Genomic DNA, 24504 nt, shown 5'->3' with positions numbered 1-24504 from the left:
GCAGGGCGCGGGGACGGGCGGAGGTGGGGGCAAGGCTGTCCTGACCTGCCCGCCTTACTGGTAGCCCTTCGGGAACGGATCCGGCTCGATCAGGCCGGCGGTCTCGTAGACCACCTCGAACTGGCCGTTGGGCTTGGCGCGGCCGACACGGGTCTTGCTCCACAAATGATGGTTCTCGTGGATGCGCACATAGCCTTCCGGCGCCCCCTTGAACTCGATGCCGGCGGACGCCGCGGCCACCTTGTCGATGTCGAAGCTCTGCGCCTTTTCCACCGTCGCCTTCCACAGCCAGGGGCCGAGGTAGGCGGCCTGCGTCACGTCGCCGATGACGCTGTCGGCACCCCACATCTTCTTGAAGGCGGCGACGAACTCCTTGTTGTTGGAGTTGTCCAGGCTCTGGAAGTACTTCATGCAGGCATACGCCCCGGCGATGTTCTCGCCGCCGATGCCCAGCATCTCGTCCTCGGTGACCGAGATGGTCATGAGGGTCTGCTTCTCCAGGTTGATGCCGGCCGCCTTCAGCTGCTTGTAGAAGGCGACGTTCGACCCGCCCACCACCGACGCGTAGATCACGTCCGGCTTGGTCAGCTTGATCTTGTTGATGACCGAATTGAACTGCGTGTGGCCGAGCGGGAAATACTCCTCGCCGCTTACCTTCATGCCGTTCTTCTCGATGTGCTTGCGCGCGATCTTGTTGGACGTGCGCGGCCAGATGTAGTCGGAGCCGATGAGGAAGAAGGTCTTGGCGCCCTTCTCCTTCGCCACCCAGTCGAGGCCGGCGAGGATCTGCTGCGTCGCCTCCTGCCCGGTGTAGATGACGTTCTTCGACTGCTCCAGCCCCTCGTAGAAGGTCGGGTAATACAGCATGCCGTTGTACTGCTCGAACACCGGCAGCACCGCCTTGCGCGAGGCCGAAGTCCAGCAGCCGAACACCGCCGCCACCTTGTCCTCGACCAGCAGCTTGCGCGACTTCTCGGCGAACGTCGGCCAGTCGCTGGCGCCGTCCTCCTGGATCACCTCGATCTTGCGGCCCAGCACGCCGCCCATCTCGTTGATCTGCGCGATGGCCAACTTCTCGGCCTCGACCGATCCGGTCTCGCTGATCGCCATGGTGCCGGTGACGGAATGCAGGATGCCGACCTTCACCGTGCCGTCGGTCACCGCCAGCTTGGTGGTGTTGACCGCCGCCGTGGGCAGCGCCTGGGCGAACCCGGCGCGCGGCAGCAGCGCCAGCGCCGGGGCCGCGGCCATGCCGAGCAGAAGCTTGCGGCGGAGCGGGGAGTGCGAGCCGCCACCAAACGTGTCCGAGGACATGGGACCTCCTGTTCTTAAGGATTTGGCTGTTCTTGAGGATTTCGAATTTTTTGGCGTGGGAGAGGAGCGGGGTGCGTGTACCGCACGCTGTCGACGCCGATGTTCGGCAGCATGGTGCGTTGCAGCAATACGTAGATCGACGTATGTTCACGAAGGACCGGAGACTCCATGCTCCACGCGCTAAGATCGGGGAGAGATGCCTCTGCCGAAGTTCATAGTGACGGGCGGGCGATGACCGCTATTTTGCTAAGAAAAGTAGGGTCTCTGGTCTCGCCCAGGCGGCAGTTTCCGTGCGTATTACTGATATCCGCAAAACAGCAGGATGTCTGAATGACCGTGCAGCAGAGGGTCGTCCCGGTCCGCCGGACCTACAACCGCTGGGTGGCGAACCAGACCTTCGAGGACTTCGCCCTGCGCTTCACCGCCAAGCGGGCGCGGCGCTGGTCGCTGGGGCGGGTCGCCAACACCGCGCTGGGCGGCATCTCGTTCCTGGCGCTGGAGGCCATCGGCGGGGCGATCACGCTGAACTACGGCTTCACCAACGCCGCGCTGGCGATCCTGGCTGCGGGGCTGCTGATCTTCGCCACCGGCCTGCCCATCAGCTATTACGCCGCGCGCTTCGGCATCGACGTGGACCTGCTGACGCGCGGCGCCGGGTTCGGCTACATCGGCTCCACCGTCACGTCGCTGATCTACGCCTCCTTCACCTTCCTGTTCCTGGCGATCGAGGCCGCCATCATGGCGACGGCGCTGGAACTGTGCTTCGGCATCCCGCTGGCGCTGGGCTATGTGCTGAGTTCGCTGGCGGTGATCCCACTGGTCGCCTACGGCTTCACCTTCATCAGCCGCTTCCAGCGCTGGTCGCAGCCGGTGTGGATTGCGCTCCAGGCCCTGCCCTTCCTGTTCATCGCCGTCCAGGACCGCGCGGTGTTCGACGGCTGGGTGTCCTTCGCCGGGCTGTCGGGCGGCGGGGGCGAATTCGACCTGCTGCTGTTCGGCGCCGCCGCGTCGGTCGTGCTGTCCTTCGTCGCACAGGTGGGGGAGCAGGCGGATTTCCTGCGCTTCCTGCCGCCGCCGCAGCCGGGGGGGCGCGGGCGCTGGTGGGCCGCACTGCTGGCCGCCGGGCCGGGATGGATCGTGATCGGTGCGGTGAAGATGCTGCTGGGCTCCTTCCTGGCGGTCTACGCGCTCAGCCATCTTACAGCGGCGGAGCAGGCGGCGGAGCCGACGCAGATGTACCTGCTGGCCTTCCAGGACCTGATCGCGCAGCCGCAGGTGGCGGTCGGGCTGACCGGGCTGTTCGTCGTGCTGTCGCAGGTGAAGATCAACCTGACCAACACCTACGCCGGCTCCATCGCCTGGTCGAACTTCTTTTCCCGCCTGACGCACAGCCATCCGGGCCGCGTGGTGTGGGTGGTCTTCAACGTCGCCATCGCGCTCTTGCTGATGGAGCTGGGCATTTACAAGACGCTGGAGCCGATCCTGGGCTTCTACGCCAACGTGGCGGCGTCCTGGGTGGGGGCGCTGGTCGCCGATCTGGTGGTCAACAAGCCGCTGGGCTTCAGCCCGCCGCACATCGAGTTCAAGCGCGCCCACCTCTACGACATCAACCCGGTCGGCACCGGTGCCATGGTGCTGGCCTCGGTGGTGTCGGTCACCGCCTTCACCGGCACCTTCAGCCCAACGGCGCAGGTGCTGGCGCCGTTCATCGCGCTGGGCGTCGCCTTCGCGGCGGCGCCGGTCATCGCCTGGGCCACCGGCGGGCGCTACTACATCGCCCGCACCTCCCCTCCCCTGAGCCCCGCCACCACGCAGGGCACCCGCTGCATCGTGTGCGAGCACGCGTTCGAGCCGGAGGACATGGCCCACTGCCCGGTCTATTCCGGCGCCATCTGCTCGCTGTGCTGTTCGCTGGACGCGCGCTGCGCCGACGGCTGCAAGCCGCAGGCGCGGCTATCGGTGCAGATCCTCGACGCGCTGGGCGCCGTGCTGCCGGGCGGGATCGTGTCGGCGCTCAACGCGCGCCTCGGCCACTACCTGGGCATCCTGCTGATCCAGGCGCTGGTCATCGGCGCCATGCTGGCGATGGTGCACGTCCAGGTCATCCAGGTGCATCCCGAGGCGCGCACGGTGATCGCCGGCACGCTGTGGACGGTCTTCTTCATCCTGATGATCGTCGTCGGCGTGGCGACGTGGCTGTTCGTATTGGCGCGCGAGAGCCGCCGCGTGGCGCAGGAGGAATCGAACAAGCAGACCAGCCTGCTGATGCAGGAGATCGAGGCGCACAAGCAGACCGACGCCCAGCTCCAGAAGGCCAAGGAGGCGGCGGAGGCCGCCAACCTCGCCAAGAGCCGCTATCTGGTCGGCATCAGCCACGAGTTCCGCACCCCGCTCAACGCCATCTTCGGCTACGCCCAGTTGCTGGAGCGCGACCCGACCATCCCCGCGCGCCGGCACGACGCCATCCGCGTGATCCGCCGCAGCTCCGAGCATCTCTCCGGCCTGATCGAAGGCTTGCTCGACATCTCCAAGATCGAGGGCGGGCGGCTGCAGCTGAACCGGGCGGAGGTGCGCGTCGCCGACCTGCTCGACCAACTGGTCGACATGTTCCGGCTTCAGGCGGCGGCCAAGGGGATCGAGTTCCGCTTCAGCCGCTCCGACAAGCTGCCGGCGGTGGTCCACACGGACGAGAGCCGGCTGCGGCAGATCTTCATCAACCTGCTGTCCAACGCCATCAAGTTCACCGAAACCGGCCACGTGGCGCTGCGCGTCGGCTACCGCAGCCAGATCGCCGAGTTCGAGGTGGAAGACACCGGCCCCGGCATCCCGGCGGCCGAGATCGGCCGCATCTTCGAGCCGTTCGAGCGCGGGGCGGCGGCCGAGGCCGCCATGGTGCCCGGCATGGGCCTGGGCCTGACCATCACCAAGCTGCTGACCGAGGTCCTGGGCGGCGAAATTTCCGTCACCAGCGAGCCGGGGCGCGGCAGCACCTTCAAGGTCAAGCTGATGATGTCGGAGGCCACGCATTCCGAGATGGCCGCCCCGGCGCCGGAGCACCTGATCCGCGGCTACGCCGGCCCGCGCCGCAGCATCCTGGTGACCGATGACGACGAGGCGCACCGCGGCCTGATGCAGGATTTCCTCTCCGCGCTGGGCTTCACCGTCTACACCGCGCCGGACGGGCCGAGCGGTCTGCGCCTCGCCGCCCGCTGCCAGCCGGACGCCTTCCTGCTGGACATCTCCATGCCCGGCATGACCGGGTGGGAGGTGGCGCGGGCACTGCGCGAGGCCGGGCACCGGGCGCAGCCCATCATCATGGTGTCCGCCAACGCCCGCGAGAACCGCCCGGTCGAAGCACCGGATTCCCCCTACGACGGCTTCGTCGCCAAGCCGGTGGAGGTCGGCCGGCTGCTCGCCAAGCTCCAGCAGCTCCTGAAGCTGGAGTGGGAGTACGACGAGGCGGCGGCCGACACGCTGCCGGCGGTGCCGCGCTTCTCCCCGACCGAGGTGCCGCCGCGCCAGCATCTGGCGGACCTGCTGCACCTCGGGCGCATCGGCTACATCCGCGGCATCCAGTCCAAGCTGGCGGACATCGAGGCAGCACACCCCGAGCACAAGCCCTTCGTCACGCAGATGCGGGGGCTGGTCGGCACCTTCGCCCTCAACCAATACATGGCCGCGCTGGAGGCGGTGTACCACGATGAGCGCTGAGATGACCGCTGCAACGACCGCCGGCATGAAGCCCCGCGACATCGTCCTGGTCGTCGACGATTCGCCGGAAACGCTGAGCTTCCTGACCGACGCGCTGGAAGAGGCGGGGGTCACCGTCCTGGTGGCGCTGGACGGCCCCGGCGCCTTGTCCCTGGTCGAACGCGTGACGCCGGACATCGTGCTGATGGACGCCGTCATGCCGGGCATGGACGGATTCGAGGCCTGCCGGCGCATCAAGCGCGACAGCCGCGTGGCGCACGTGCCGGTCATCTTCATGACCGGCCTCAGCGAGACCGAGCACATCGTGGCCGGCTTCCGCGCCGGGGGCGTGGACTACGTGACCAAGCCCATCGTCGCCGACCAGCTTCTGGCGCGCATGTACGCCCACCTCGCCAACGCGCGGGCGGCGCAGAGCACGCGCGCGGCGCTGGACGCCACCGGCCGCTACCTGCTGGCGACCGACGGCGAGGGCCGCGTGCTGTGGTGCACCCCGCAGGCCAGCCGCATGCTGGCCGCCGCCTTCGCCGGCTTTTCGCTGCCGGGCTTCGCCCTGCCGCCGGCCGCCTGTGACTGGCTGCGCCGGCGCCGCGACGGCAAGGCGGCGGAGTCCGTGGTGATCGACGCCGACCTGCAGGAACTGCGGCTGCGCATCACGCCGGTGGGCCAGATCGGCCCGGACGAGATCCTTCTGCAGCTGGCCGAGGATTCCGGTGCCGGCGAAGCGGACATCCTGAAGCGCAAGCTGCCGCTGACGGCGCGCGAGGCGGAGGTGCTGAGCTGGGTCGCCGCTGGCAAGTCGAACCGCGACATCGCCGAGATCCTGGGCCTGAGCCCGCGCACGGTGGACAAGCACCTGGAGCAGATCTACGCCAAGCTGGGCGTGGAGAACCGCGCGTCGGCGGCGGCCGTGGCCGTGCGGACCCTGAACGCGCGGTAACCAAATTTCCCCTCCCCCGCCGGAGGCGGGGGAGGGAGTAGAGGCCGCTCAATCCCCCACAGTCTCCAGCTCCTCCGTCGGAATCCCGTCGATCGGGCATTCCGGGGTGCCGACGGCCGGCCTCGTCAGCGCCTCCACCTTGCGGCGCGTCGCTTCCGGGTCGGCGATCCACTGGCGGTAGAAGTCGTAAGGGCACTCCGCCGCCCCCTGCTCGCCGTCGCCGGAGTTGATCATGCCCGTGTAGCCGCGGTGCAGCAGCTTGAACAGGTGGTTCTCCGACTGCATGTTCCGCCGCGCGTCGCGGATCAGCGACTTGGACAGCTGGGCGTACTGGATGCCGTACTCCTCCTCCCCGCATTCGCCCAGCGTGCGGCCGTCGAAGCCGATGATGGCCGAGTGGCCGAAATAGGAGTACACGCCGTCGAACCCGGCGGCGTTGGCGACCGCGACGTAGACGTTGTTGGCCCACGCCATCGCCTTGGCCATCAGCACCTGCTGGTCCTTGGCCGGGTACATGTAGCCCTGGCAGCGCACCACCAGCTCCGCCCCCTTCATGGCGCAGTCGCGCCAAATCTCGGGGTAGTTGCCGTCGTCGCAGATGATCAGGCTGATCTTCAGCCCCTTCGGCCCCTCCGACACGTAGGTGCGGTCGCCCGGATACCAGCCCTCGATCGGCACCCACGGCATGATCTTGCGGTATTTCTGAACGATTTCGCCCTTGTCGTTCATCAGGATCAGCGTGTTGTAGGGCGCCTTGTGCGGGTGCTGCTCGTGCCGCTCGCCGGTCAGGGAGAAGACGCCCCACACCTTGGCCTTGCGGCAGGCGGCGGCGAAGATCTCCGTCTCGTCGCCGGGAATGGTGGAGGCCGTCTCGTACATCTCCTTGGCGTCGTACATGATGCCGTGCGTCGAGTATTCCGGGAAGATCACCAGATCCATGCCCGGCAGGCCGGTCTTCATGCCGACGATCATGTCGGCGATGCGGTTCGCGTTCTCCAGCACCTGCGCCTTGGTGTGCAGGCGCGGCATCTTGTAGTTCACGACGGCGACGCCGACCGTGTCGTGGCTGCTGGAAATATCGCCGTGCAGCATCTCTGCCTCCTTGTTGTGGATCCGGCGGTCCCGCCAAGCAGACGCGTGGCATCGGCAGCCGAAGAAGGCGCCACGAATGCTCGTCGTTGCCGGGTTCGGCTGTGGGCTTTGTTCCCCGATACTCGATCCCGGCCGGGAAAGCGGCAATACGTGGTTTGCCGTAGCGCGGCGCGCCCGACCGCGCCGCCCGACCGTGGTGCAGGGCTGCCCGGCCTTTTGCCGCATTGCGGGGGCCGTTCGGTACTAATATATCTCAACAGGCCCTGCCGGCCGGGACGCATGATCACCCCACCGGCTACCGCGCCCCGACCCGAGACGCGCCGGCCCCCGTTATCCAGAGCAGCCGGTCATGCCCGTCGAACCGTTCAGCCTCGTCGTCTCCCTGCTCCAGCAGATGTGCGTCTACCTCGTGGTGGCGTACATGCTCAGCCGCACGCCGCTGTTCATCCCGCTGACGCACGTCACCGTGCGCTGGCCGCACAAGCTGGCCTGCTACCTGATCTTCTCCGTCTTCTGCATCATGGGGACGTACTTCGGGCTGCAGATCGACGATTCCATTGCCAACACCCGCGCCATCGGCGCCGTGCTGGGCGGCATCCTGGGCGGACCGTCGGTGGGCGTGTCGGTCGGGCTGACCGGCGGGCTGCACCGTTATTCGCTGGGCGGCATGTCGGCCACCGCCTGCGCCATCTCCACGGTGGTGGAGGGGCTGATCGGCGGGCTGGTGCACCGGCACATGGTGAAGCAGGGCCGCATCGGCCCGCTGTTCGACCCCGTGCGCGTCGGCGCCGTGACCTTCGTCGCCGAGATCATGCAGATGCTGATCATCCTGGCGGTGGCCCGCCCGTTCGACGCGGCGGTGCATCTGGTGCAGGTGGTGGCCGCCCCGATGATCATCGCCAACACCCTGGGGGCGGCGCTGTTCATGCGCATCCTGCTCGACCGCCGCGCCCTGATCGAGGAGCAGTCGAGCGCCTTCTCCGCCAAGGCGCTGAAGATCGCCGCGCGCGCCGACGGCGTGCTGCGCAGCGGCTTCAACCAGGAAAACAGCATGCGGGTCGCCCGCATCATCTACGAGGAGACGGGGGTGGGCGCCGTCGCCATCACCGACCGCGAGAAGCTGCTGGCCTTCATCGGCATCGGCGACGACCACCACCTGCCGGGCCGTCCCATCACCTCCCCGCAGACGTTGCAGGCGATATCCAACAACCAGGTCCTCTACGCCGACGGCAACGAGGTGGCCTACCAGTGCTCCATCAGCCCGCACTGCCGGCTGGGCGCCTCGCTGGTGATCCCGCTGGTGGGCGAGGACGACCGGGTGATCGGCGCCATCAAGCTGTACGAGCCGAAGACCAAGATCTTCTCCACCATCAACCGCACGCTGGGCGAAGGCATCGCCCGGCTGCTCTCCGGCCAGATCCTGGCCGGCCGGTACGAGCGGCAGAAGGCCCTGCTGGCGCAGTCGGAGATCAAGCTGCTGCACGCGCAGGTCAACCCGCACTTCCTGTTCAACGCGCTGAACACCATCTCCGCCGTCATCCGCAACGACCCCGAACGCGCCCGCCAGCTGGTGCAGAGCCTGTCCACCTTCTTCCGCAAGAACCTCAAGCGCCCCAGCGAGATCGCCACCCTGGGCGACGAGATCGAGCACGTCAGCGCCTACCTGCAGATCGAACTGGCGCGCTTCACCGGCCGCCTGACCGTGGACATCGACGTGCCCGACGAGCTGCGCCACGCCCGCCTGCCGGCCTTCTCGCTCCAGCCCGTGGTGGAGAACGCCATCAAGCACGGCACGTCGCAGCTTCTGGACGCCGGCCACGTGCGCATCTCCGCCGCGCGGGACGGCGACGACCTGCTGCTGACGGTGGAGGACAACGCCGGCCTGTACCAGGAGAAGCCTGCCGGCGACGGGCTGGGCATGACCCTGGTCGACCGGCGCATCCGCAACCGGCACGGCGACGGCTATGGCGTCACCGTCGCGTGCGAGCCCGACGTGTCCACCCGCATCACCCTGCGCGTCCCCCTGGAGGCGGTCCCGGCATGATGACCATCCTGATCGTCGACGACGAGCCGCTGGCGCGCGAGGAGCTGCGCCGCCTGCTGGAGAAGGAGGCCGACGTCCAGATCATCGGCGAGGCCGCCAACGCCATCGAGGCGATCGGCGCCATCAACCGCCAGTCGCCCGACGTGGTCTTCCTCGACATCCAGATGCCGCGCGTCAGCGGCCTGGAGATGCTGAGCATGCTCGACCCCGAGCGCATGCCGCGCATCGTCTTCCTCACCGCCCACGACGAGTACGCCGTGCAGGCCTTCGAGGAACACGCCTTCGACTACCTGCTCAAGCCCGCCGACCCGGCGCGGCTGGAGAAGACCTTGCAGCACCTGCGCCGCGAGCGCGCGCCGCAGGACGTGCGCGTGCTGAAGGGGGCGGCCGAGCTGCGCCAGATCCCCTGCGCCGGGGTGAACCGCATCACCCTGATGAAGCTGGAGGACGTGGAGTACGTCGTCTCCCGCCCCGCCGGCATCTACGTGGTGGGCGAGGACGGGCAGGAGCGCTTCACCGAGCTGACGCTGCACACGCTCCAGGAAAAGAGCCACCTGTTCCGCTGCCACCGCCAGCACCTGGTGAACCCCGAGCGCATCCGCGAGATCCGTTTCCAGGACGGCGGCTTGGCGGAGATCCTGACCCTGGGCGGGCACACGGTGCCCGTCAGCCGCCGCTTCCTGGGTGCGCTCAAGGAGCGGCTGGGGATCGGGTAACCAAAACCCCTCTCCTTGGGCGGGAGAGGGACTCTTACCGCCCGCAACACCCCCGTCCCAGAGTCAGCAGGATCTGCTTCTTCTTGAAGGTCTGCCGGTCGAGCGGCGGCTCGTCCGGGGCGACGCGCGCCTGTTCTTCCAGGTAGCGCTCGTAGGAATCGTCCTTCAGGATCCGGCACAGGCCGGTCCAGGCGGTGCGGATGACGGTCGTCGGCATGGGGACCTCGCAACTCCGGTTCACCGCCATGCTGCGCCCGCCGCGAATCCCCGTCACCGCCGATCCCGGCCAGCGGCGCCATGACCGGCTCGAGCGGCGCTCCACGGCACCCCAGCGGCGCCGCTCGCCCCCTCCCGGCGACCGCTCGGCATCCCCATTCCGCCGCTCCCGGCTTCCCGCCCCACCCGGGTTCCCGCCGGGAGTAGCGTCGGCTCAGATCCTTCCCAAGGAGAGCCGTCATGGATCACGCCATTACGTTTGTGATCGCGACACTCTGCGTCCTGGCACTCTGCTACCGCTTTTACGGCGTGTTCTTTGTGCGCAAGGTCCTCCGTGCCGATGATTCGGAAGTCACGCCGTCCCACACGCTCGCGGACGGCCGCAACTACGTCCCCACCAAGAAATGGGTCAACGCCGGCCAGCACTTCGCGGCCATCGCCGCCGCCGGCCCGCTGGTGGGACCCGTGCTCGCCGCCCAGTTCGGCTACCTGCCGGGCTTCCTGTGGCTGCTGATCGGCTGCGTCATCGGCGGTGCGGTGCACGACACGGTCGTGCTGTTCGCCTCGATGAAGCACAAGGGGCAGTCACTGTCCGAGGTCGCGAAGGCCGAACTCGGCCCCGTCGCCGGCTGGTGCACGGGCTTGGCGATGCTGTTCATCATCACCATCACCATGGCCGGCCTGTCGATGGTCGTCGTCCACGCGCTGGAACGCAACGCGTGGGGCGCCTTCGCGGTGTTCATGACGATCCCGATCGCCATGGCGCTGGGCCTGTACGAGCGCTACACCGGCTCGTCCAAGGGGGCCACCTACGTCGGCATCGCCGCCATCGCCGCCTCCGTCGTCGCCGGCCCGTACCTGCAGGGCACGATGCTGGGCGACTGGCTGACGCTGCACAAGGAAACCGTCGCGGTGGCGCTGCCGATCTACGCCTTCTTCGCCACCGCGCTGCCGGTGTGGATGCTGCTGACCCCGCGCGGCTACCTGTCCAGCTTCATGAAGATCGGCGTGTTCGGCGCCCTGGTCGTCGGCGTCGTCTTCATCAACCCGGAGATCCGCTTCCCGGCGCTCACCGACTTCATCGCCGGCGGCGGCCCCGTGCTGAACGGCCCGGTGTGGCCCTTCATCTCGATCACCATTGCCTGCGGCGCCATCTCCGGCTTCCACGCCTTCATCGGCTCGGGCACCACGCCGAAGCTGATCGACAAGTGGAGCGACATCCGCACCGTGGCCTTCGGCGCCATGCTGGCGGAATGCATGGTCGGCGTCATGGCGCTGATCGCCGCCACCGCCCTGCACCCGGCCGACTACTTCGCCATCAACTCGACCCCGGCGGTCTTCAAGGCGCTGGGCATGGAGGTGGTGGACCTGCCGCGCCTCAGCCAGGCCATCGGCCTCGACCTCTACGGCCGCACCGGCGGCGCCGTGACGCTGGCCGTCGGCATGACCGAGATCTTCACCCGCATCCCCTGGTTCAACCACCTCGCGTCCTACTTCTTCCAATTCGTCATCATGTTCGAGGCGGTGTTCATCCTGACGGCCGTGGACAGCGGCACCCGCGTCGCCCGCTACCTGATCCAGGACCTGATCGGCGACGTCTACGCCCCGATGAAGCGGCTGGACTGGATGCCCGGTTCGATCGTCGCCAGCGTGCTGGCCTGCCTGGCCTGGGGTTACCTGCTGACGTCGGGCGACATCAACTCGGTGTGGGCGCTGTTCGGGGTGTCGAACCAGCTGATGGCCTCGGTCGGCCTGATCATCGGCGCCACCATCATCCTGCGCCTGTCGCAGAAGCGGATCTACATGCTGACCTGCCTGGTTCCGCTGGCCTACCTGTTCGTCACCGTGAACGTCGCCGGCTACTGGATGATCGCCAACGTCTACCTGAACCCGGCGGCCAAGGGGTACAACCCGTTCAACGCCGGCATCTCGATCATCATGCTGACGCTGGGCTTCATCATCCTGATCGCCGCCCTGCGGAAGTGGAAAGAACTGATCCGGATCAAGGTTTCCGCCCCGTCCGGTCTGGTACCTACCGCCGCGGAATAACCATTCGACCACGAACAGAGATGGGGATGCCGCCGAGGCGGCATCCTCCCCCATCACGAGGGTTACGACCATGGACACCCTGTTGACCGAACACGTTGTCGCTTCGCTGGCGCGGACGCCGGCGGCCGATCCCTGGCGCGGCTTCAAGCCCGGCGCCTGGCAGCGTGACGTCAACGTCCGCGACTTCATCGTCAAGAACGCCCGCCCGTACGAAGGCGACGCCAGCTTCCTGGCCGGCGCCACCGGCAAGACCAAGGCGCTCTGGGACACCGTCAAGGACCTGCTGAAGGCGGAACGCGCGGCCAAGGGCGGCGTGCTCGACGCCGACACCGAAACCTTCTCCTCCATCGTCTCGCACGCGCCGGGCTACATCGACCGTGAGCTGGAGACCATCGTCGGCCTGCAGACCGACAAGCCTCTCAAGCGCTCCCTCATGCCGTTCGGCGGCTGGCGCATGGTGAAGAACGGCCTGGAGGCCTACGGCTTCACCCCCTCGCCGAAGCTGGAGGAGATCTTCCCGCGCCTGCGCAAGACGCACAACGACGGTGTCTTCGACGTCTACACCGACGAGATGCTGCGCTGCCGCAAGTCCGGCGTCATCACCGGCCTGCCCGACGCCTATGGGCGCGGCCGCATCATCGGCGACTACCGCCGCCTCGCCCTCTACGGCGCCGATTTCCTGATCCAGGACAAGAAGGACCAGCTCAAGTCCCTCGAACTCGACCGCATCGACGACGAGACGCTGCGCCTGCGCGAGGAGATCAGCGAACAGATCAAGGCGCTGGGCGAACTGGTCGAGATGGCCGCCAGCTACGGCTTCGACGTCAAGCGCCCCGCATCCACCGCGCAGGAGGCCGTGCAGTGGACGTATCTGGCCTACCTCGCCGCGGTGAAGGAGGCCAACGGGGCGGCCATGTCGCTGGGCCGCGTCTCCAGCTTCCTCGACGCCTACATCGAGCGTGACATCAAGGAAGGCACGCTGTGCGAGGTCGAGGCGCAGGCGCTGATCGACCAGTTCGTCATCAAGCTGCGTCTGGTCCGTTTCCTGCGTACGCCGGAATACGACCAGCTGTTCTCCGGCGATCCGACCTGGGTGACGGAGTGCATCGGCGGCATGGGCCTGGACGGCCGCACGCTGGTGACGAAGAGCAGCTTCCGCATGCTGAACTCGCTCAACAACCTCGGCCCGGCGCCGGAGCCGAACCTGACCGTGCTGTGGTCGGAACAGCTGCCGGAGGGCTTCAAGGCGTTCTGCGCCGAGACCTCCATCAAGACCTGCTCGGTGCAGTACGAGAACGACGACCTGATGCGCCCGTTCTGGGGCGACGACTACGGCATCGCCTGCTGCGTGTCGGCCATGCGCATCGGCAAGCAGATGCAGTTCTTCGGCGCGCGCGCCAACCTCGCCAAGACGCTGCTGTACGCCATCAACGGCGGCAAGGACGAGGTGTCGGGCGAGCAGGTCGGCCCCACCTTCGCGCCCGTCACCGGCGACGTGCTGGAGTACGACGATGTCGTGGCGAAGTTCGTGCCGATGATGGAGTGGCTGGCCAAGGCGTACATGAACACGCTGAACGCCATCCACTATTCGCACGACAAGTACATGTACGAGCGGCTGGAGATGGCGCTGCACGACCGCGACGTGCTGCGCACCATGGCCTGCGGCATCGCCGGCCTGAGCGTGGTGGCGGACAGCCTGTCGGCGATCAGGCACGCCACGGTCAAGGTGGTGCGCGACGCGCGCGGGCTGGCAACCGAGTTTGCGATCGAGGGCGAATACCCGGCGTTCGGCAACAACGACGCGCGCGTGGACGATATCGCCGTGTGGGTGGTCGAGACCTTCATGGCCTGCATCCGCAAGCAGAAGGCCTACCGCAACGCCCTGCCGACGCAGTCGGTGCTGACCATCACGTCCAACGTGGTGTACGGCAAGAAAACCGGCTCGACGCCGGACGGGCGCAAGGCGGGCGAGCCGTTCGCGCCGGGCGCCAACCCGATGCACGGCCGCGACAAGAAGGGCGCCATCGCGTCTATGGCGTCCGTGGCGAAGCTGCCCTACGCCGACGCGCAGGACGGCATCAGCTACACCTTCACCATCGTGCCGGGCGCCTTGGGCCCGACGGAGGGCGAACGGGTGGCGAATCTGGTGGGCATGCTGGACGGCTACTTCGCCCAGGGCGGCCACCACATGAACGTCAACGTCTTCGACCGCGAGACGCTGCTGCACGCCATGGATCATCCGGAGCTGTACCCGCAGCTGACCATCCGGGTGTCCGGCTACGCGGTGAATTTCATCAAGCTGACGCGCGAGCAGCAGCTCGACGTCGTCAACCGGACCTTTCATGCGAAGCATTAAGGGCCATGCCAAGCACTAGCACCATGCCGGCCGGCGCCGCCCCTTCGGGGGCGGTGCGCGGCTGGGTTCACTCCGTTGAAACCGGCGGGACCGTGGACGGGCCGGGCATCCGGTTCGTCCTGTTCCTGTCCGGCTGCCCGCTGCGCTGCCAGTACTGCCACAACCCCGACACCCAGCACCTGCACGACGGCAAGCCCGTCTACTCGACCGAGATCGTGCAGGAGATCGGCACCTACGCCGACTTCCTGACGCGCGCCAAGGGCGGCGTGACGCTGAGCGGCGGCGAGCCGCTGGTGCAGCCGGAGTTCACCGCCGCCATCCTGCGCGGCTGCAAGGAGCTGGGCCTGCACACCGCGCTGGACACCTCCGGCTTCCTGGGCAGCCACGCCGACGACCATCTGCTGGACGACGTCGACCTCGTGCTGCTCGACATCAAGGCGTTCAAGGAATTGACCCACCGCAACCTGACCACCGTGCCGCTGCGCCCGACGCTGGCGTTCGCCGAGCGGTTGAGCGCCCTGCGCAAGCCCATCTGGCTGCGCTACGTCCTGGTGCCCGGCCTGACCGACGACCTCAAGGAGATCGAAGGACTGGCCGAGTTCGCCGCCGGTCTGGAGGTGGTGGAGCGGGTGGACGTTCTGCCCTTCCACAAGATGGGCGAGACCAAGTGGCAGGCCCTGGGCCGCCCCTACCGCCTGACCGACACCCAGCCCCCCTCGGCCGAACTGACCGGCCGGGTGCGCGACACCTTCCGCGCGGCGGGGCTGACGGCGCCGTAAGGGCTTCTGCCCCCTCCCTAACCCTCCCCCGCGTTGCGGTGGAGGGGACTGCCGCCGCTATACCCTCCACCGCAACGCGGGGGAGGGTGGCTGAGCGCAAGCGAAGCCGGGAGGGGGCTCCCCTCATACCCCCAGCTTCGGAATCGCGTGCGTGCCCAGCGCCACGCAGATGTTCTTCGTCTCCATGTAGAAGTCGAAGCTGTAGTCGCCGCCGTCGCGGCCGATGCCGCTGGCCTTGGTGCCGCCGAAGGGCGTGGGCAGGTGCCGGTTGTTCTCCGAGTTGACCCACACCATGCCGGCCTCCAGCGCCAGCGCCACGCGGTTGGCGCGGCCGACGTCGCCGGTCCAGATGTAGCCGGCAAGGCCGTACTGCACGTCGTTGGCGATCCGCACCGCCTCGGCCTCGTCGTCGAACGGAATGACCGTCAGGACGGGGCCGAAGATCTCCTCCTGCGCGATGCGCATGCGGCTGTCGGCACCGGTGAACAGCGTCGGGCGGACGTAGTTGCCCTCATCCCCCATCTCCTCGGCCCGGACGCCGCCGACGCGCACCTCCGCGCCGTCGCTGCGCGCGATGCCGCAATAGCCCAGCACCTTGTCCAGATGGCGGCGGTGGATCAGCGGCCCGACCTCCGTCTGCGGGTCCAGCGGGTGGCCGACGCGGATGCGCGTCACGCGCTCCGCCAGCCGCGCCACGAAGGCGTCGTGCACGCCGCGCTGCACCAGCAGGCGCGAGGACGAGGTGCAGCGCTGGCCGTTCAGGCTGTAGATCATGAACACCACGGCATCGAGTGCGCGGTCCAGGTCGGCGTCGTCGAAGACGATCACCGGGTTCTTGCCGCCCAGCTCGAAATGCACGCGCTTCAGCGTCGGCGCACCCTGCGCCATGATGTGGCCGCCGGTGGAGGATTCGCCGACGAACGCCACCGCCTTGATGGCCGGATGCTCGGTCAGCGTCTTGCCCGCCTCCTCGCCCAGCCCGTTGACGAGGTTGACGACGCCGGCCGGCACGCCGGCCTCCGTCATAATCTCGGCCAGCAGCATGGCGGTCAGCGGGCTCCACTCCGCCGGCTTGTGCACGACGGTGCAGCCGGCGGCCAGCGCCGGGGCGATCTTCCAGGTGGACAGCATGAAGGGCGTATTCCACGGCGTGATCACCGCCACCGGCCCGATCGGCTGGCGCACCGTGTAGTTCAAATGCTCCTTGGCCGGCAGCGACAGGCCGTTGCCTGCCTCCGGCGCGCGGTCCGCGTAGAAGCGGAAGTTCTCCGCCCCGCGTTCGGCCGCCTTGCTCATGAAGCGGATGGGCTGGCCGGTGTCCATGCTCTCGACCAGCGCGATCTCCTCGCCGCGCGCGACGATCAGGTCGGCGATGCGGTGCAGGATGGCGCGGCGCTTGTCGCCGGGCAGCGCCGCCCAGGCCGGGAACGCCGCCTGCGCGGCCCTGGCCGCCGCGTCCACGTCGGCGGCGGTGCCGGCCGCGACCTTGTTGATCACGCCGCCGTCAATGGGCGAGAGATTGTCGAACAGCGCGGCCGGAGCACCCGCCACCGGCCGGCCATCGATGAAGTGGCCGAGCGGCTTGTCCCGGAAGCGGGCGAGGTACCCTTCTGCCTTGGTCCGGTTGGTGTCGAATGCGCTGGTCATGGCGTTACACTCCCTAAGGGGGCTCGGGTGCGGCACGGGTGCCCCGGCCGTTATCGTTGCGATGTTAATATTTAACATGTTATGTAACTTGCGGCGCCTGTCAAGCGGTTTCGCAACCGGCGCCGCCGCGCTATCCTCCCGGCACTCCAGGACACCAGCATGGACACGGCCTTGCGACGCACGAAGACCGCCACCACCGCTCCTTTGGCCGAACCCACGCCGGGCGAGGATCTGCGTGCCTTCTCGCGCTCGCTGCCCATGGCACTGCTGAAGGCGCGCGAGGCGGTGATGGCGCGCTTCCGCCCGCTGCTGCGCGAGCACGACCTGACGGAGCAACAGTGGCGCGTTCTGCGCGCGCTGACCACCGTCGACGGCCTGCGCGCCGGGGAGCTGGCACGGGTCAGCTGCATCAGCATGCCCAGCCTGTCGCGCATCCTGAAGGTGCTGGAGAAGCGCGGCCTCACCGTCCGCACCGCCGAGGAGAGCGACCTGCGCGCCGTGCAGATCGCCATCTCCGCCACCGGCCGCGCGCTGGTCGCCGGCATCGGCCCGCACAGCGAGCGCCGCTACGCCGAGATCACCCAGGCCTTCGGCACCCAGCGCCTGGACGCGCTGTACGCGGAACTGGAGGCGCTGACCGCCTGCCTCGCCGGGGACGGCGACCCGCCGCCCGACGACGAGGAGTAACGACGCCGTTCCCAAATTGAGCGCACGCCGGATCCGACGGTGCAGATACGCCTTTGCGCGCTTGGGATTGCCAGGCACCGGGGAAATAATCGATGCGTCCCATAACCATAAGCTGGCGCATTGCCAAGGGAGGCGTCGGTCATCGACGAAACGCTCATGCCACAGTTCGTCATCGAGAGAGACATGCCCGGAGCTGGCCGGCTTTCCGCCGCCGACCTGAAGGGCGCCGCGCAGAAGTCCTGCGACGTGTTGCGAGAGCTTGGGCCTGACGCGCAATGGGTCCACAGCTATGTCACCGACGACAAGATCTACTGCATCTACCGCGCGACGAACGAGGACGTCATCCGCAAGCACGCGCAGATGGGGGGGTTCCCCGCTGACCGGATCTCGGTCGTTCGGGCCACCATTGATCCTACGACGGCCGAATAGCGGCCATCCTTTGCGGGCCGATGCGCTCCGGCACCTCGGCCCGCTTGGCATTCCATATCAATACCCGCCCGATCAATACCCACCCGACGGCTTCTCCGGCTGCGCCGCGCCGTCGCCGCAGAACGTCGCCGCCAGGGCGCCCAGCGCGCGGGCGTACAGCGTCGTGTCCACGCCGACGCCGACGAACAGCGCGCCCTTGGCGGCATAGCCGCGCGCCAGCGCCTCGTCGGTCGCCAGCACGCCGGGCGCCTTGCCGGCCGCGGCGACGCGGGCGATGCCGTCCTCGATGGCGGCGCGCACCTCCGGATGGCCCGGCTGGCCCAGGTGTCCCAGCGAGGCGGCGAGGTCGGCCGGGCCGAAGAACACGCCGTCCACCCCCTCCACCGCCGTGATGGCGTCCAGGTTCTCCAGCCCGCGGCGCGATTCCACCTGCACCAGCAGGCAGACCTCCGCATCCGCCTCGTGCAGGTACCGCGCGCGGCGGTTCCAGCGCGAGGCGCGCGCCAGGGCGCTGCCCACCCCGCGCACGCCGTGCGGCGGATAGCGGGTGGCGGCGACCAGCGCCGCCGCCTGCTCCGCACTCTCCACCATCGGCACCAGCAGGGTCTGCGCGCCGATGTCGAGCAACTGCTTGATCACCGCCGTGTCGCCGGTCACCGGGCGGACGATCGGGTGGCTGCGGTAGGGGGCGACGGCCTGCAGCTGGGCCAGCACGCTGCGCAGGTCGTTGGGCGCGTGCTCCCCGTCGATCAGCAGCCAGTCGAAGCCGGCCCCGGCGGCGATCTCCGCGCAATAGCCGTCGGCAAGGCCGAGCCACAGGCCGTATTGGGGACGGGCGGCCTGAAGAGCGGCCTTGAACACGTTCATCGGGCGTCTCCTCAGGCGAAGCGGAAGGCGATGGAGCCGAAGGGGCCGTAGTCGGCGTGCACCGTGTCGCCCGCCTTCACCGGCACCGGCCGGGTGAAGGATCCGGCCAGCACCACCTGTCCCGGCTCCAGCGCCACGTCGTGCGGCGCGAATTTCTTCGCCAGCCACGCGATGCCGTTGGCCGGGTGGTTCAGCACGCCGGCCGCCACCCCCGTCTCCTCGATGACGCCGTTGCGGTAGAGCAGTGCCGAGACCCAGCGCAGGTCCACTTCCATCGGCCGCATCGGCCGGCCGCCCAGCACGATGCCGGCGTTGGCGGCGTTGTCGGAGATGGTGTCCATCACCTTGCGCGGGCGCTTGCTTTCCGGGTCCACGCGGTGGCAGCGGGCGTCGATGATCTCCACCGCCGGCACCACGTAGTCGGTCGCCGACAGCACGTCGAAGATGGTGACGCCCGTGCCCTTCAGCCGTTCCTTCAGCACGAAGGCCAGCTCCACCTCCACCATCGGCGCGATGAAGCGGCCGATGGGCACGTCGCCGCCGTCGGCGAACACCATGTCGTCCAGCAGCGTGCCGTAGTCCGGCTCGTCGATCTGCGACGACTGCTGCATGGCGCGGGACGTCAGGCCGATCTTGTGGCCCCACACCGTGCGCCCCTCGGCCAGCTTCAGCTGCACCCAGGCGCGCTGGATGGCGTAGGCGTCCTCGATGGTGATCTCGGGATGGTCGAGGGAGATCTGGCGCACCGGCGTGCGCGTCCGCTCGGCCTCGTTCAGGCGATGGGCCGCGGCGCGGATGATGTCGGGGGAGAGCATGGGCGGTCAGGCCTTCTTGAAGCGCGCGTGGATGTTGTTGTGCTTGTAGGTGCCGCCCTCGCTGAACTCGATCAGCTCCATCGACAGCGCCAGGTAGCGGCGGGCGAACAGCTCGGCGAAATGGTCCTTGATGGCGGCGAACAGCTCGTCGCACGCCTTCTTCCTGACCTCCTCCGGCCGGCCGGAGCCGATCTTCAGCGTGACGTGGACGAAGGCGTCGTCCTCCGCCCCGTCGGCGACGCGGTAGTCGGTCAGGCGGATGGCGCGCGAGCGGATGCCGCCGGTCGGGAACACGCCGCCCTGGGCGATCAGGACGCCGTTGATCGCCGCCAGCAGCTCCGGCATGCGCGCCTCGGCGGCGATGTTGTCGGTGTATTCGACGATGACGTGCGGCATCGCTCGGCTCCCCCTCAGCGGACCGGGAAGACCGCGTTGATCTGGCCGGTGCCGGAGCTGGGGAAGTACGGCGTCACCACCTCCACCTTGCCCTGGTATTCATCCCAGCCCAGGGCGCCCAGCAGCATCGCCGTGTCGTGCATGAAGCCCTCGCCCCAGCACTTGTCGGCGTACATCGGCAGCATGGCGGTGAAGGTCTTCCAGTCGCCCTTCTCCCACAGCTCGACCACGCGCAGGTCGACCTGCTCCAGGAACGGGTCCCAGATCTTGTTCAGGTACTGGTCAGACACGCCGTTCTGCGCGAAGCGGTGCGACAGCGACCCGCTGGCGAAGATCGCCACGGTGCCGTCGTATTCCTCCTCGATCGCCGTGCGGACGGCGCGGCCCAATGCTGCGCTGTCCGGCAGGTTGTGCACGGTGCACATCGCGGAGATGGACACCACCTTGAACCGCTGGTCCTCGTTCATGTAGCGCATGGGCACCAGCGTGCCGTACTCCAGCGTCAGGCTGGTCTGGTCGTGCGCGCGGGTCAGCACGCCGGCCTTGGTCGCCGCGTCCGCCATCAGGTGGCCCAGGCGCGGGTTGCCGGGATAGGCATAGTCCAGGTTCTTGATGAAGTGCGGCAGCTCGTTGCTGGTGTAGGTGCCGCTGAAGTGTTCGGCGCAGTTGATGTGGTAGCCGGAGTTGACCAGCCAGTGCGTGTCGAACACCACGATGGTGTCCACGCCCAGGTCGCGGCAGCGGCGGCCGATCTCCTGGTGGCCGGCGATCGCGGCGGCGCGGCAGCCGTGGTTCGGCCCCGGCAGCTCCGACAGGTACATGGACGGGACGTGCGTGATCTTGGCGGCGAGTGCCAGCGTGCCCATGGTGCGCTCCTCCAGATTATCGTTGCTTGTTATGCGCCGGCTATGGTGTTGACCAGCCGGCCGATCCCCTCGATCTCGGTGACCACCTCGTCGCCCGGTCGCACGTCCACCAGCCCCTCCGGCGTGCCGGTGAGGATCACGTCCCCCGGCGACAGCGTCATGAAGGAGGACAGGTACGTGATCAGCGTCGGCACGTCGAAGATCATGTCCCGCGTGTGCCCTTCCTGTGTCACCCGGCCGTTCACCAGCGTGCGCAAGGTGAGGTCCATCGGATCCGGCACGTCGGCCGCGTCGACCAGCCAGGGGCCGAGCGGCGTGCAGCCGTCGCGGTTCTTCACCCGCAGGTTCGGGCGGTAGTAGTTTTCCAGGTAGTCGCGGACGGCGTAGTCGTTGGCGACCGTGTAGCCGGCCACCATCTCCAGCGCCCGTTCCTTCGGCACGTCACGGGCGGTGCGGCCGATGACCACGGCCAGTTCGCACTCGTAATGCATGAAGGCCACGTCCACCGGCCGACGCGTGCGCGCCCGGTGGCCGACGATGGTGTTGGGCCCTTTGAGGAACACCAGCGGCGTCTCCGGCGCCTTGAACGCCAGCTCCTTCGCATGGTCGGCGTAGTTGAGGCCGAGCGCGAAGACCGTGCGCGGCTGCACCGGCGGCAGCCAGACCACGTCCGCTTCGTCCAGCAACCGGCCCTCGGCGAGGCGGAGCTTGCCGTCCGCTTCCGTGGCGTGGTGGATCGCCCCTTCGAAGGCGACGCGGGCGCGCTTCATCGGGCGTCTCCTTCCAGCATGATGTCCAGGCGGCCGACGCCGGCGATCTCCACGGCGACGCGGTCGCCGGGACCGGCCTGCGGCAGGTCCAGCGCCACGCCGGCCAGCAGCACGTCGCCGGGGTTCAGCGTCATGAACTCCGTCACGTCGGCCAGCAGCCGGGGCACCGGGCGGACGAGGTCGGACAGGCGGCGGACCGCCACCTCCGCCCCGTTCACGAAGGTGCGCACGGTGAGCGCCGAGGGGTCGGGCACGGCGGCCCGCGCCACCACCTCCGGCCCCATCGGGCAGGCGCCGTCGAAACACTTCTCCCGCACCGGCGGGCGGTAGACGCTCGCACTCGGCAAGGACAGGTCGAGGACTGCCGTGTAGCCCGCCACCGCGTCCAGCGCGGTCGCCTCGCTCAGCCGCGCGGCCGGCGCGCCGACGACGACGCCCAGCGTGGCGCCCAGGTCCACCCGGTCCGCCCCCCGCGGCAGGCGCACCGTGCTCCCCGTCCCGACGTGCGTGTTGTACGGCTTGATGTAAAGCACCGGCGCCCGCGGCGGCTTGCCGTAGGGCGGCTGCGACAGCGCCTCCCCCATCCGCTCCAGCGAGGGGCGGTCGTTCAGGATGGTGCCGTAGACCAGCCCCGACACCGGGGGCGGCGTGACCGTCGTGTTCATGAATCACCCTCCGATGGCGGTGACGAGCCAGAGGCAGACGCCGGGGAAGAAGACCAGCAGCAGGATGCGCAGCAGGTCCGACGCCAGGAAGGGCAGCACGCCCAGCGCCGTCTCGCCCATCGGCACGCCCTTGGCCAGCTTGTTGATGACGTACAGGTTCATGCCGACCGGCGGGTGCACCAGCCCGATCTCCACCACCATCAGCGCCAGGATGCCGAACCACACCGACTTGTCCGCCGCCGACAGGCCGAAGAACTCCAGCCCCATGACGACGGGATAGAAGATCGGAATGGTCAGCAGGATCATCGCCAGCGAGTCCATGACGCAGCCCAGCAGGATGTAGACCGCGATGATGGTGAACAGCACCAGCAAGGGCGGCAGGCCGCTGTTCTTCACCCACTCCGCCAGCTCGTTCGGCATCTGCGAGATGGCGAGTGCGGAGTTCAGCAGGTCCGCCCCCAGCAGCACCAGGAAGATCATCGCCGTCGCCTGCGCCGTGCCGTACAGGCTCTGCACCAGGTCCTTCAGCTTCATGCCGCCGGACAGCAGCGCGATGATCCCGCACGCCGCCGCACCGATGGACGCGGCCTCCGTCGGGTTGGCCCAGCCGCCGTAGATGCCGACGATCACCACCAGGAAGACCAGCAGCACCGGCAGGATGTTGATCTGCGCCAGCAGCCGCTCCTTCCACGGCACGGGCGCGCTGGCCGGGCCGGCGGCCGGGTCGCGCCGCACGATCAGGAAGATGACGGCGAGGTAGCCGAGCGCCGCGATGATGCCCGGCACCACGGCGGCGACGAACAGCTTGCCGATCGATTCCTGCGTCAGCACCGCATAGACCACCAGCGGCACCGACGGCGGGATCAGGATGCCCAGCGTGCCGCTGGCCGCCAGCGTGCCCGTCGCCAGCCGGCCGGAGTAGCCGTAGCGCTGCAGCTCCGGCAGCGCCACCTGCCCCATGGTCGCGGCGGTCGCCAGCGACGACCCGCAGATGGCGCCGAAGGCGGCGCAGGCCGCCGTGGAGGCCATGGCCAGCCCGCCGCGCCAGTGCCCGATCAGCGCCCCCGCCGCCCGGAACAGTGCGCGCGACAGCCCGCCGTGCGTGGCGAACTGCCCCATCAGCAGGAACAGCGGGATGACCGCGAGGTCGTAGTTGGAGAAGCGCGCGTAGACGAGGTTGTTCAGCGTGAACAGCAGCGCCAGCGTGTTGCCGCCGTTGATCACCAGATAGATGCCCGCCCCCGCCAGCGCCATGGCCACACCGATGTGCAGGCGCAGCGCCAGCAGCGCCAGGAGCCCGGCGAAGCCGGCCAGACCGACCGCGGTGCCGCTCATCCCTCATCCTCCTCGCCCACGAAATCACGGACGGCGCGGTGCGCGGCGCAGGCCGCGGTCAGCGCCAGGCTGGGCACCAGCGCCGCCACCGGCAGCCACACGGGGATGGAGAGCAGCGGCGTCACCTCCCCCGCCTCGCGGATGTCGACAGCCTGCAGCCCGGTGCGCCACGCCAGCACCGCCATGACCAGCGCCAGCAGCAGGTCCGCCACCCCATCCAGCGGGCGGCGCAGCCACGCCGGCGCCTTCTCGGTGAAGAAGTCGACGCGCAGGTGCTCACCCTGGATGGTGCAGTAGGGCAGCAGGGCGGCCGCGGCGGCCGCCGTGCCGGCCTGCATCATCTCGACGTCGCCGGTGATCGGCGCGTTCGCCAGCTTGCGCCCGACGATCGACACCAGCGACATCGCGATCAGCCCCAGGAGCGCCGCCCCGCCCAGCAGCGCGAAGCCCTTGGCCGCCTGGATCAGCGCCCGCTCGACCACGTCGTGCGGCGCCAGCTCGATGGGAATTCCGATCGGCTCGTTCATCGTCCCGCACCCGGCCGGGGATCAGTGGGCGGCGGCGAGGCTGCGGGCGGAGGCGGCCAGCGCCGCGGCGTCGATGCCCTTGGCCGTCATGTCCTTCACCCACTCCTCCTCGACCGCCCTGGCGGCGGTGCGCATGGCCTCGTAATCGACGGCGGACTGCCGGGTGATGGTGCCGCCCTCGGCCAGGACCAGCTTGCGGGTGGACGTGGCGGCCTCGTCCCACACGCGGCCGAAGGTCTCGACCAGCGCCGGGCCGCTGTTGCGGTCCACCGCGGCCTTCAGGTCG

21 protein-coding genes and 1 pseudogene are annotated in these 24504 nt (G+C 68.6%); 9 read left to right on the top strand and 13 right to left on the bottom strand.

Features of this window, described 5'->3' with window-relative positions; all coding sequences use genetic code 11:
* Nucleotides 1–54 precede the first annotated feature (54 nt).
* Nucleotides 55–1314, bottom strand: coding sequence for an urea ABC transporter substrate-binding protein (urtA, locus tag VED21_RS25090; RefSeq protein ID WP_414638301.1), 1260 nt, complete (start codon nucleotides 1312–1314; stop codon nucleotides 55–57).
* Nucleotides 1315–1644: 330 nt separating this feature from the next.
* On the opposite strand from urtA, the gene VED21_RS25085 reads away from it, so the two are divergent.
* Nucleotides 1645–5025 carry a hybrid sensor histidine kinase/response regulator gene (locus tag VED21_RS25085; protein WP_324887179.1) on the top strand — a complete coding sequence of 1127 codons (3381 nt, stop codon included), beginning with the start codon at nucleotides 1645–1647 and terminating at the stop codon, nucleotides 5023–5025.
* 1 nt (nucleotide 5026) lies between these two features.
* Nucleotides 5027–5962, top strand: a complete 936-nt coding sequence (locus VED21_RS25080) for a response regulator (RefSeq protein ID WP_324887177.1) — start codon at nucleotides 5027–5029, stop codon at nucleotides 5960–5962.
* A gap of 48 nt (nucleotides 5963–6010) precedes the next feature.
* On the opposite strand, the gene VED21_RS25075 is transcribed toward VED21_RS25080, so the two are convergent.
* A complete protein-coding gene (locus VED21_RS25075; RefSeq protein ID WP_324887175.1) occupies nucleotides 6011–7054 on the bottom strand; it encodes an aliphatic amidase in 1044 nt (347 codons plus the stop codon).
* Nucleotides 7055–7403: 349 nt separating this feature from the next.
* Here VED21_RS25075 and VED21_RS25070 point away from each other — a divergent pair, with 349 nt between their 5' ends.
* Together VED21_RS25070 and btsR are read left to right on the top strand one after the other, a co-directional pair.
* Nucleotides 7404–9098, top strand: coding sequence for a sensor histidine kinase (locus VED21_RS25070; protein WP_324887173.1), 1695 nt, complete (start codon nucleotides 7404–7406; stop codon nucleotides 9096–9098).
* On the top strand, nucleotides 9095–9814 hold the full coding sequence (gene btsR / locus VED21_RS25065) for a two-component system response regulator BtsR (RefSeq protein WP_324887171.1): 720 nt from the start codon (nucleotides 9095–9097) through the stop codon (nucleotides 9812–9814). The genes VED21_RS25070 and btsR overlap by 4 nt, the downstream gene beginning before the upstream one ends.
* A gap of 34 nt (nucleotides 9815–9848) precedes the next feature.
* On the opposite strand, the gene VED21_RS25060 is transcribed toward btsR, so the two are convergent.
* Nucleotides 9849–10031, bottom strand: coding sequence for a CstA-like transporter-associated (seleno)protein (locus tag VED21_RS25060; RefSeq protein ID WP_324887169.1), 183 nt, complete (start codon nucleotides 10029–10031; stop codon nucleotides 9849–9851).
* A 239-nt stretch (nucleotides 10032–10270) separates the two neighbouring features.
* On the opposite strand from VED21_RS25060, the gene VED21_RS25055 reads away from it, so the two are divergent.
* The 3 genes from VED21_RS25055 (at nucleotide 10271) to pflA (ending at nucleotide 15214) form a co-directional block, all read left to right on the top strand.
* Entirely contained in the window at nucleotides 10271–12079 is a 1809-nt protein-coding gene (locus VED21_RS25055; RefSeq protein WP_324887167.1) for a carbon starvation protein A, read from the top strand.
* Between the two features lie 70 nt (nucleotides 12080–12149).
* Entirely contained in the window at nucleotides 12150–14435 is a 2286-nt protein-coding gene (gene pflB, locus VED21_RS25050) for a formate C-acetyltransferase (RefSeq protein WP_324887165.1), read from the top strand.
* Between the two features lie 5 nt (nucleotides 14436–14440).
* Nucleotides 14441–15214: a pyruvate formate-lyase-activating protein gene (pflA, locus tag VED21_RS25045; RefSeq protein WP_324887163.1), complete on the top strand. Its 774-nt coding sequence runs from the start codon at nucleotides 14441–14443 to the stop codon at nucleotides 15212–15214.
* A 123-nt stretch (nucleotides 15215–15337) separates the two neighbouring features.
* Here pflA and hpaE read toward each other — a convergent pair whose 3' ends face one another.
* Nucleotides 15338–16861 carry a 5-carboxymethyl-2-hydroxymuconate semialdehyde dehydrogenase gene (hpaE, locus tag VED21_RS25040; protein ID WP_324887161.1) on the bottom strand — a complete coding sequence of 508 codons (1524 nt, stop codon included), beginning with the start codon at nucleotides 16859–16861 and terminating at the stop codon, nucleotides 15338–15340.
* A gap of 159 nt (nucleotides 16862–17020) precedes the next feature.
* On the opposite strand from hpaE, the gene hpaR reads away from it, so the two are divergent.
* Both hpaR and VED21_RS25030 read left to right on the top strand, forming a co-directional pair.
* Nucleotides 17021–17548, top strand: coding sequence for a homoprotocatechuate degradation operon regulator HpaR (hpaR, locus tag VED21_RS25035; protein ID WP_324887159.1), 528 nt, complete (start codon nucleotides 17021–17023; stop codon nucleotides 17546–17548).
* Nucleotides 17549–17704: 156 nt separating this feature from the next.
* Entirely contained in the window at nucleotides 17705–17977 is a 273-nt protein-coding gene (locus VED21_RS25030) for a DUF4242 domain-containing protein (protein ID WP_324887158.1), read from the top strand.
* A gap of 72 nt (nucleotides 17978–18049) precedes the next feature.
* Here VED21_RS25030 and hpaI read toward each other — a convergent pair whose 3' ends face one another.
* The 9 genes and pseudogenes from hpaI to VED21_RS24985 all read right to left on the bottom strand — a co-directional run.
* Nucleotides 18050–18844, bottom strand: a complete 795-nt coding sequence (gene hpaI / locus VED21_RS25025) for a 4-hydroxy-2-oxoheptanedioate aldolase (protein ID WP_324887155.1) — start codon at nucleotides 18842–18844, stop codon at nucleotides 18050–18052.
* An 11-nt stretch (nucleotides 18845–18855) separates the two neighbouring features.
* On the bottom strand, nucleotides 18856–19659 hold the full coding sequence (hpaH, locus tag VED21_RS25020) for a 2-oxo-hept-4-ene-1,7-dioate hydratase (protein WP_324887153.1): 804 nt from the start codon (nucleotides 19657–19659) through the stop codon (nucleotides 18856–18858).
* A gap of 6 nt (nucleotides 19660–19665) precedes the next feature.
* Nucleotides 19666–20055, bottom strand: coding sequence for a 5-carboxymethyl-2-hydroxymuconate Delta-isomerase (locus VED21_RS25015; protein ID WP_324887151.1), 390 nt, complete (start codon nucleotides 20053–20055; stop codon nucleotides 19666–19668).
* Between the two features lie 14 nt (nucleotides 20056–20069).
* Nucleotides 20070–20921, bottom strand: a complete 852-nt coding sequence (gene hpaD / locus VED21_RS25010; protein ID WP_324887149.1) for a 3,4-dihydroxyphenylacetate 2,3-dioxygenase — start codon at nucleotides 20919–20921, stop codon at nucleotides 20070–20072.
* Between the two features lie 29 nt (nucleotides 20922–20950).
* On the bottom strand, nucleotides 20951–21691 hold the full coding sequence (locus tag VED21_RS25005; protein ID WP_324887147.1) for a fumarylacetoacetate hydrolase family protein: 741 nt from the start codon (nucleotides 21689–21691) through the stop codon (nucleotides 20951–20953).
* Nucleotides 21688–22356 (bottom strand): fumarylacetoacetate hydrolase family protein, encoded by a 669-nt coding sequence (locus VED21_RS25000; protein ID WP_324887144.1) that lies wholly within the window; start codon nucleotides 22354–22356, stop codon nucleotides 21688–21690. The genes VED21_RS25005 and VED21_RS25000 overlap by 4 nt, the downstream gene beginning before the upstream one ends.
* Before the next feature lie 3 nt (nucleotides 22357–22359).
* The gene (locus tag VED21_RS24995) at nucleotides 22360–23691 is read right to left on the bottom strand and encodes a TRAP transporter large permease (protein ID WP_324887142.1); all 1332 of its coding nucleotides are present in this window, start codon (nucleotides 23689–23691) and stop codon (nucleotides 22360–22362) included.
* Nucleotides 23688–24218, bottom strand: a complete 531-nt coding sequence (locus VED21_RS24990; RefSeq protein ID WP_324887139.1) for a TRAP transporter small permease — start codon at nucleotides 24216–24218, stop codon at nucleotides 23688–23690. The genes VED21_RS24995 and VED21_RS24990 overlap by 4 nt, the downstream gene beginning before the upstream one ends.
* Before the next feature lie 21 nt (nucleotides 24219–24239).
* Nucleotides 24240–24504: pseudogene (locus VED21_RS24985) on the bottom strand (C4-dicarboxylate transporter); the annotation flags it as partial.

It is taken from the genome of Azospirillum sp., assembly GCF_035627195.1.
Classification (GTDB): domain Bacteria; phylum Pseudomonadota; class Alphaproteobacteria; order Azospirillales; family Azospirillaceae; genus Azospirillum.
The sequence above is the reverse complement of the archived record's forward strand: the minus strand, read 5'-3'. Positions and strand labels throughout refer to the sequence as shown.

Excerpts from the sequence above, each read along its gene's own strand:
- VED21_RS25015 (WP_324887151.1), bottom strand. The coding sequence starts at position 20,055 with ATGCCGCACGTCATCGTCGAATACACCGACAACATCGCCGCCGAGGCG.
- VED21_RS25005 (WP_324887147.1), bottom strand. The coding sequence starts at position 21,691 with ATGAAGCGCGCCCGCGTCGCCTTCGAAGGGGCGATCCACCACGCCACG.
- VED21_RS25080 (WP_324887177.1), top strand. The coding sequence starts at position 5,027 with ATGACCGCTGCAACGACCGCCGGCATGAAGCCCCGCGACATCGTCCTG.
- hpaH (WP_324887153.1), bottom strand. The coding sequence starts at position 19,659 with ATGCTCTCCCCCGACATCATCCGCGCCGCGGCCCATCGCCTGAACGAG.
- hpaD (WP_324887149.1), bottom strand. The coding sequence starts at position 20,921 with ATGGGCACGCTGGCACTCGCCGCCAAGATCACGCACGTCCCGTCCATG.
- hpaI (WP_324887155.1), bottom strand. The coding sequence starts at position 18,844 with ATGAACGTGTTCAAGGCCGCTCTTCAGGCCGCCCGTCCCCAATACGGC.
- btsR (WP_324887171.1), top strand. The coding sequence starts at position 9,095 with ATGATGACCATCCTGATCGTCGACGACGAGCCGCTGGCGCGCGAGGAG.
- VED21_RS25075 (WP_324887175.1), bottom strand. The coding sequence starts at position 7,054 with ATGCTGCACGGCGATATTTCCAGCAGCCACGACACGGTCGGCGTCGCC.
- VED21_RS25055 (WP_324887167.1), top strand. The coding sequence starts at position 10,271 with ATGGATCACGCCATTACGTTTGTGATCGCGACACTCTGCGTCCTGGCA.
- VED21_RS25030 (WP_324887158.1), top strand. The coding sequence starts at position 17,705 with ATGCCACAGTTCGTCATCGAGAGAGACATGCCCGGAGCTGGCCGGCTT.
- urtA (WP_414638301.1), bottom strand. The coding sequence starts at position 1,314 with ATGTCCTCGGACACGTTTGGTGGCGGCTCGCACTCCCCGCTCCGCCGC.
- VED21_RS25085 (WP_324887179.1), top strand. The coding sequence starts at position 1,645 with ATGACCGTGCAGCAGAGGGTCGTCCCGGTCCGCCGGACCTACAACCGC.
- pflB (WP_324887165.1), top strand. The coding sequence starts at position 12,150 with ATGGACACCCTGTTGACCGAACACGTTGTCGCTTCGCTGGCGCGGACG.
- pflA (WP_324887163.1), top strand. The coding sequence starts at position 14,441 with ATGCCAAGCACTAGCACCATGCCGGCCGGCGCCGCCCCTTCGGGGGCG.
- VED21_RS24995 (WP_324887142.1), bottom strand. The coding sequence starts at position 23,691 with ATGAGCGGCACCGCGGTCGGTCTGGCCGGCTTCGCCGGGCTCCTGGCG.
- VED21_RS25060 (WP_324887169.1), bottom strand. The coding sequence starts at position 10,031 with ATGCCGACGACCGTCATCCGCACCGCCTGGACCGGCCTGTGCCGGATC.
- VED21_RS25000 (WP_324887144.1), bottom strand. The coding sequence starts at position 22,356 with ATGAACACGACGGTCACGCCGCCCCCGGTGTCGGGGCTGGTCTACGGC.
- VED21_RS24990 (WP_324887139.1), bottom strand. The coding sequence starts at position 24,218 with ATGAACGAGCCGATCGGAATTCCCATCGAGCTGGCGCCGCACGACGTG.
- hpaE (WP_324887161.1), bottom strand. The coding sequence starts at position 16,861 with ATGACCAGCGCATTCGACACCAACCGGACCAAGGCAGAAGGGTACCTC.
- VED21_RS25070 (WP_324887173.1), top strand. The coding sequence starts at position 7,404 with ATGCCCGTCGAACCGTTCAGCCTCGTCGTCTCCCTGCTCCAGCAGATG.
- hpaR (WP_324887159.1), top strand. The coding sequence starts at position 17,021 with ATGGACACGGCCTTGCGACGCACGAAGACCGCCACCACCGCTCCTTTG.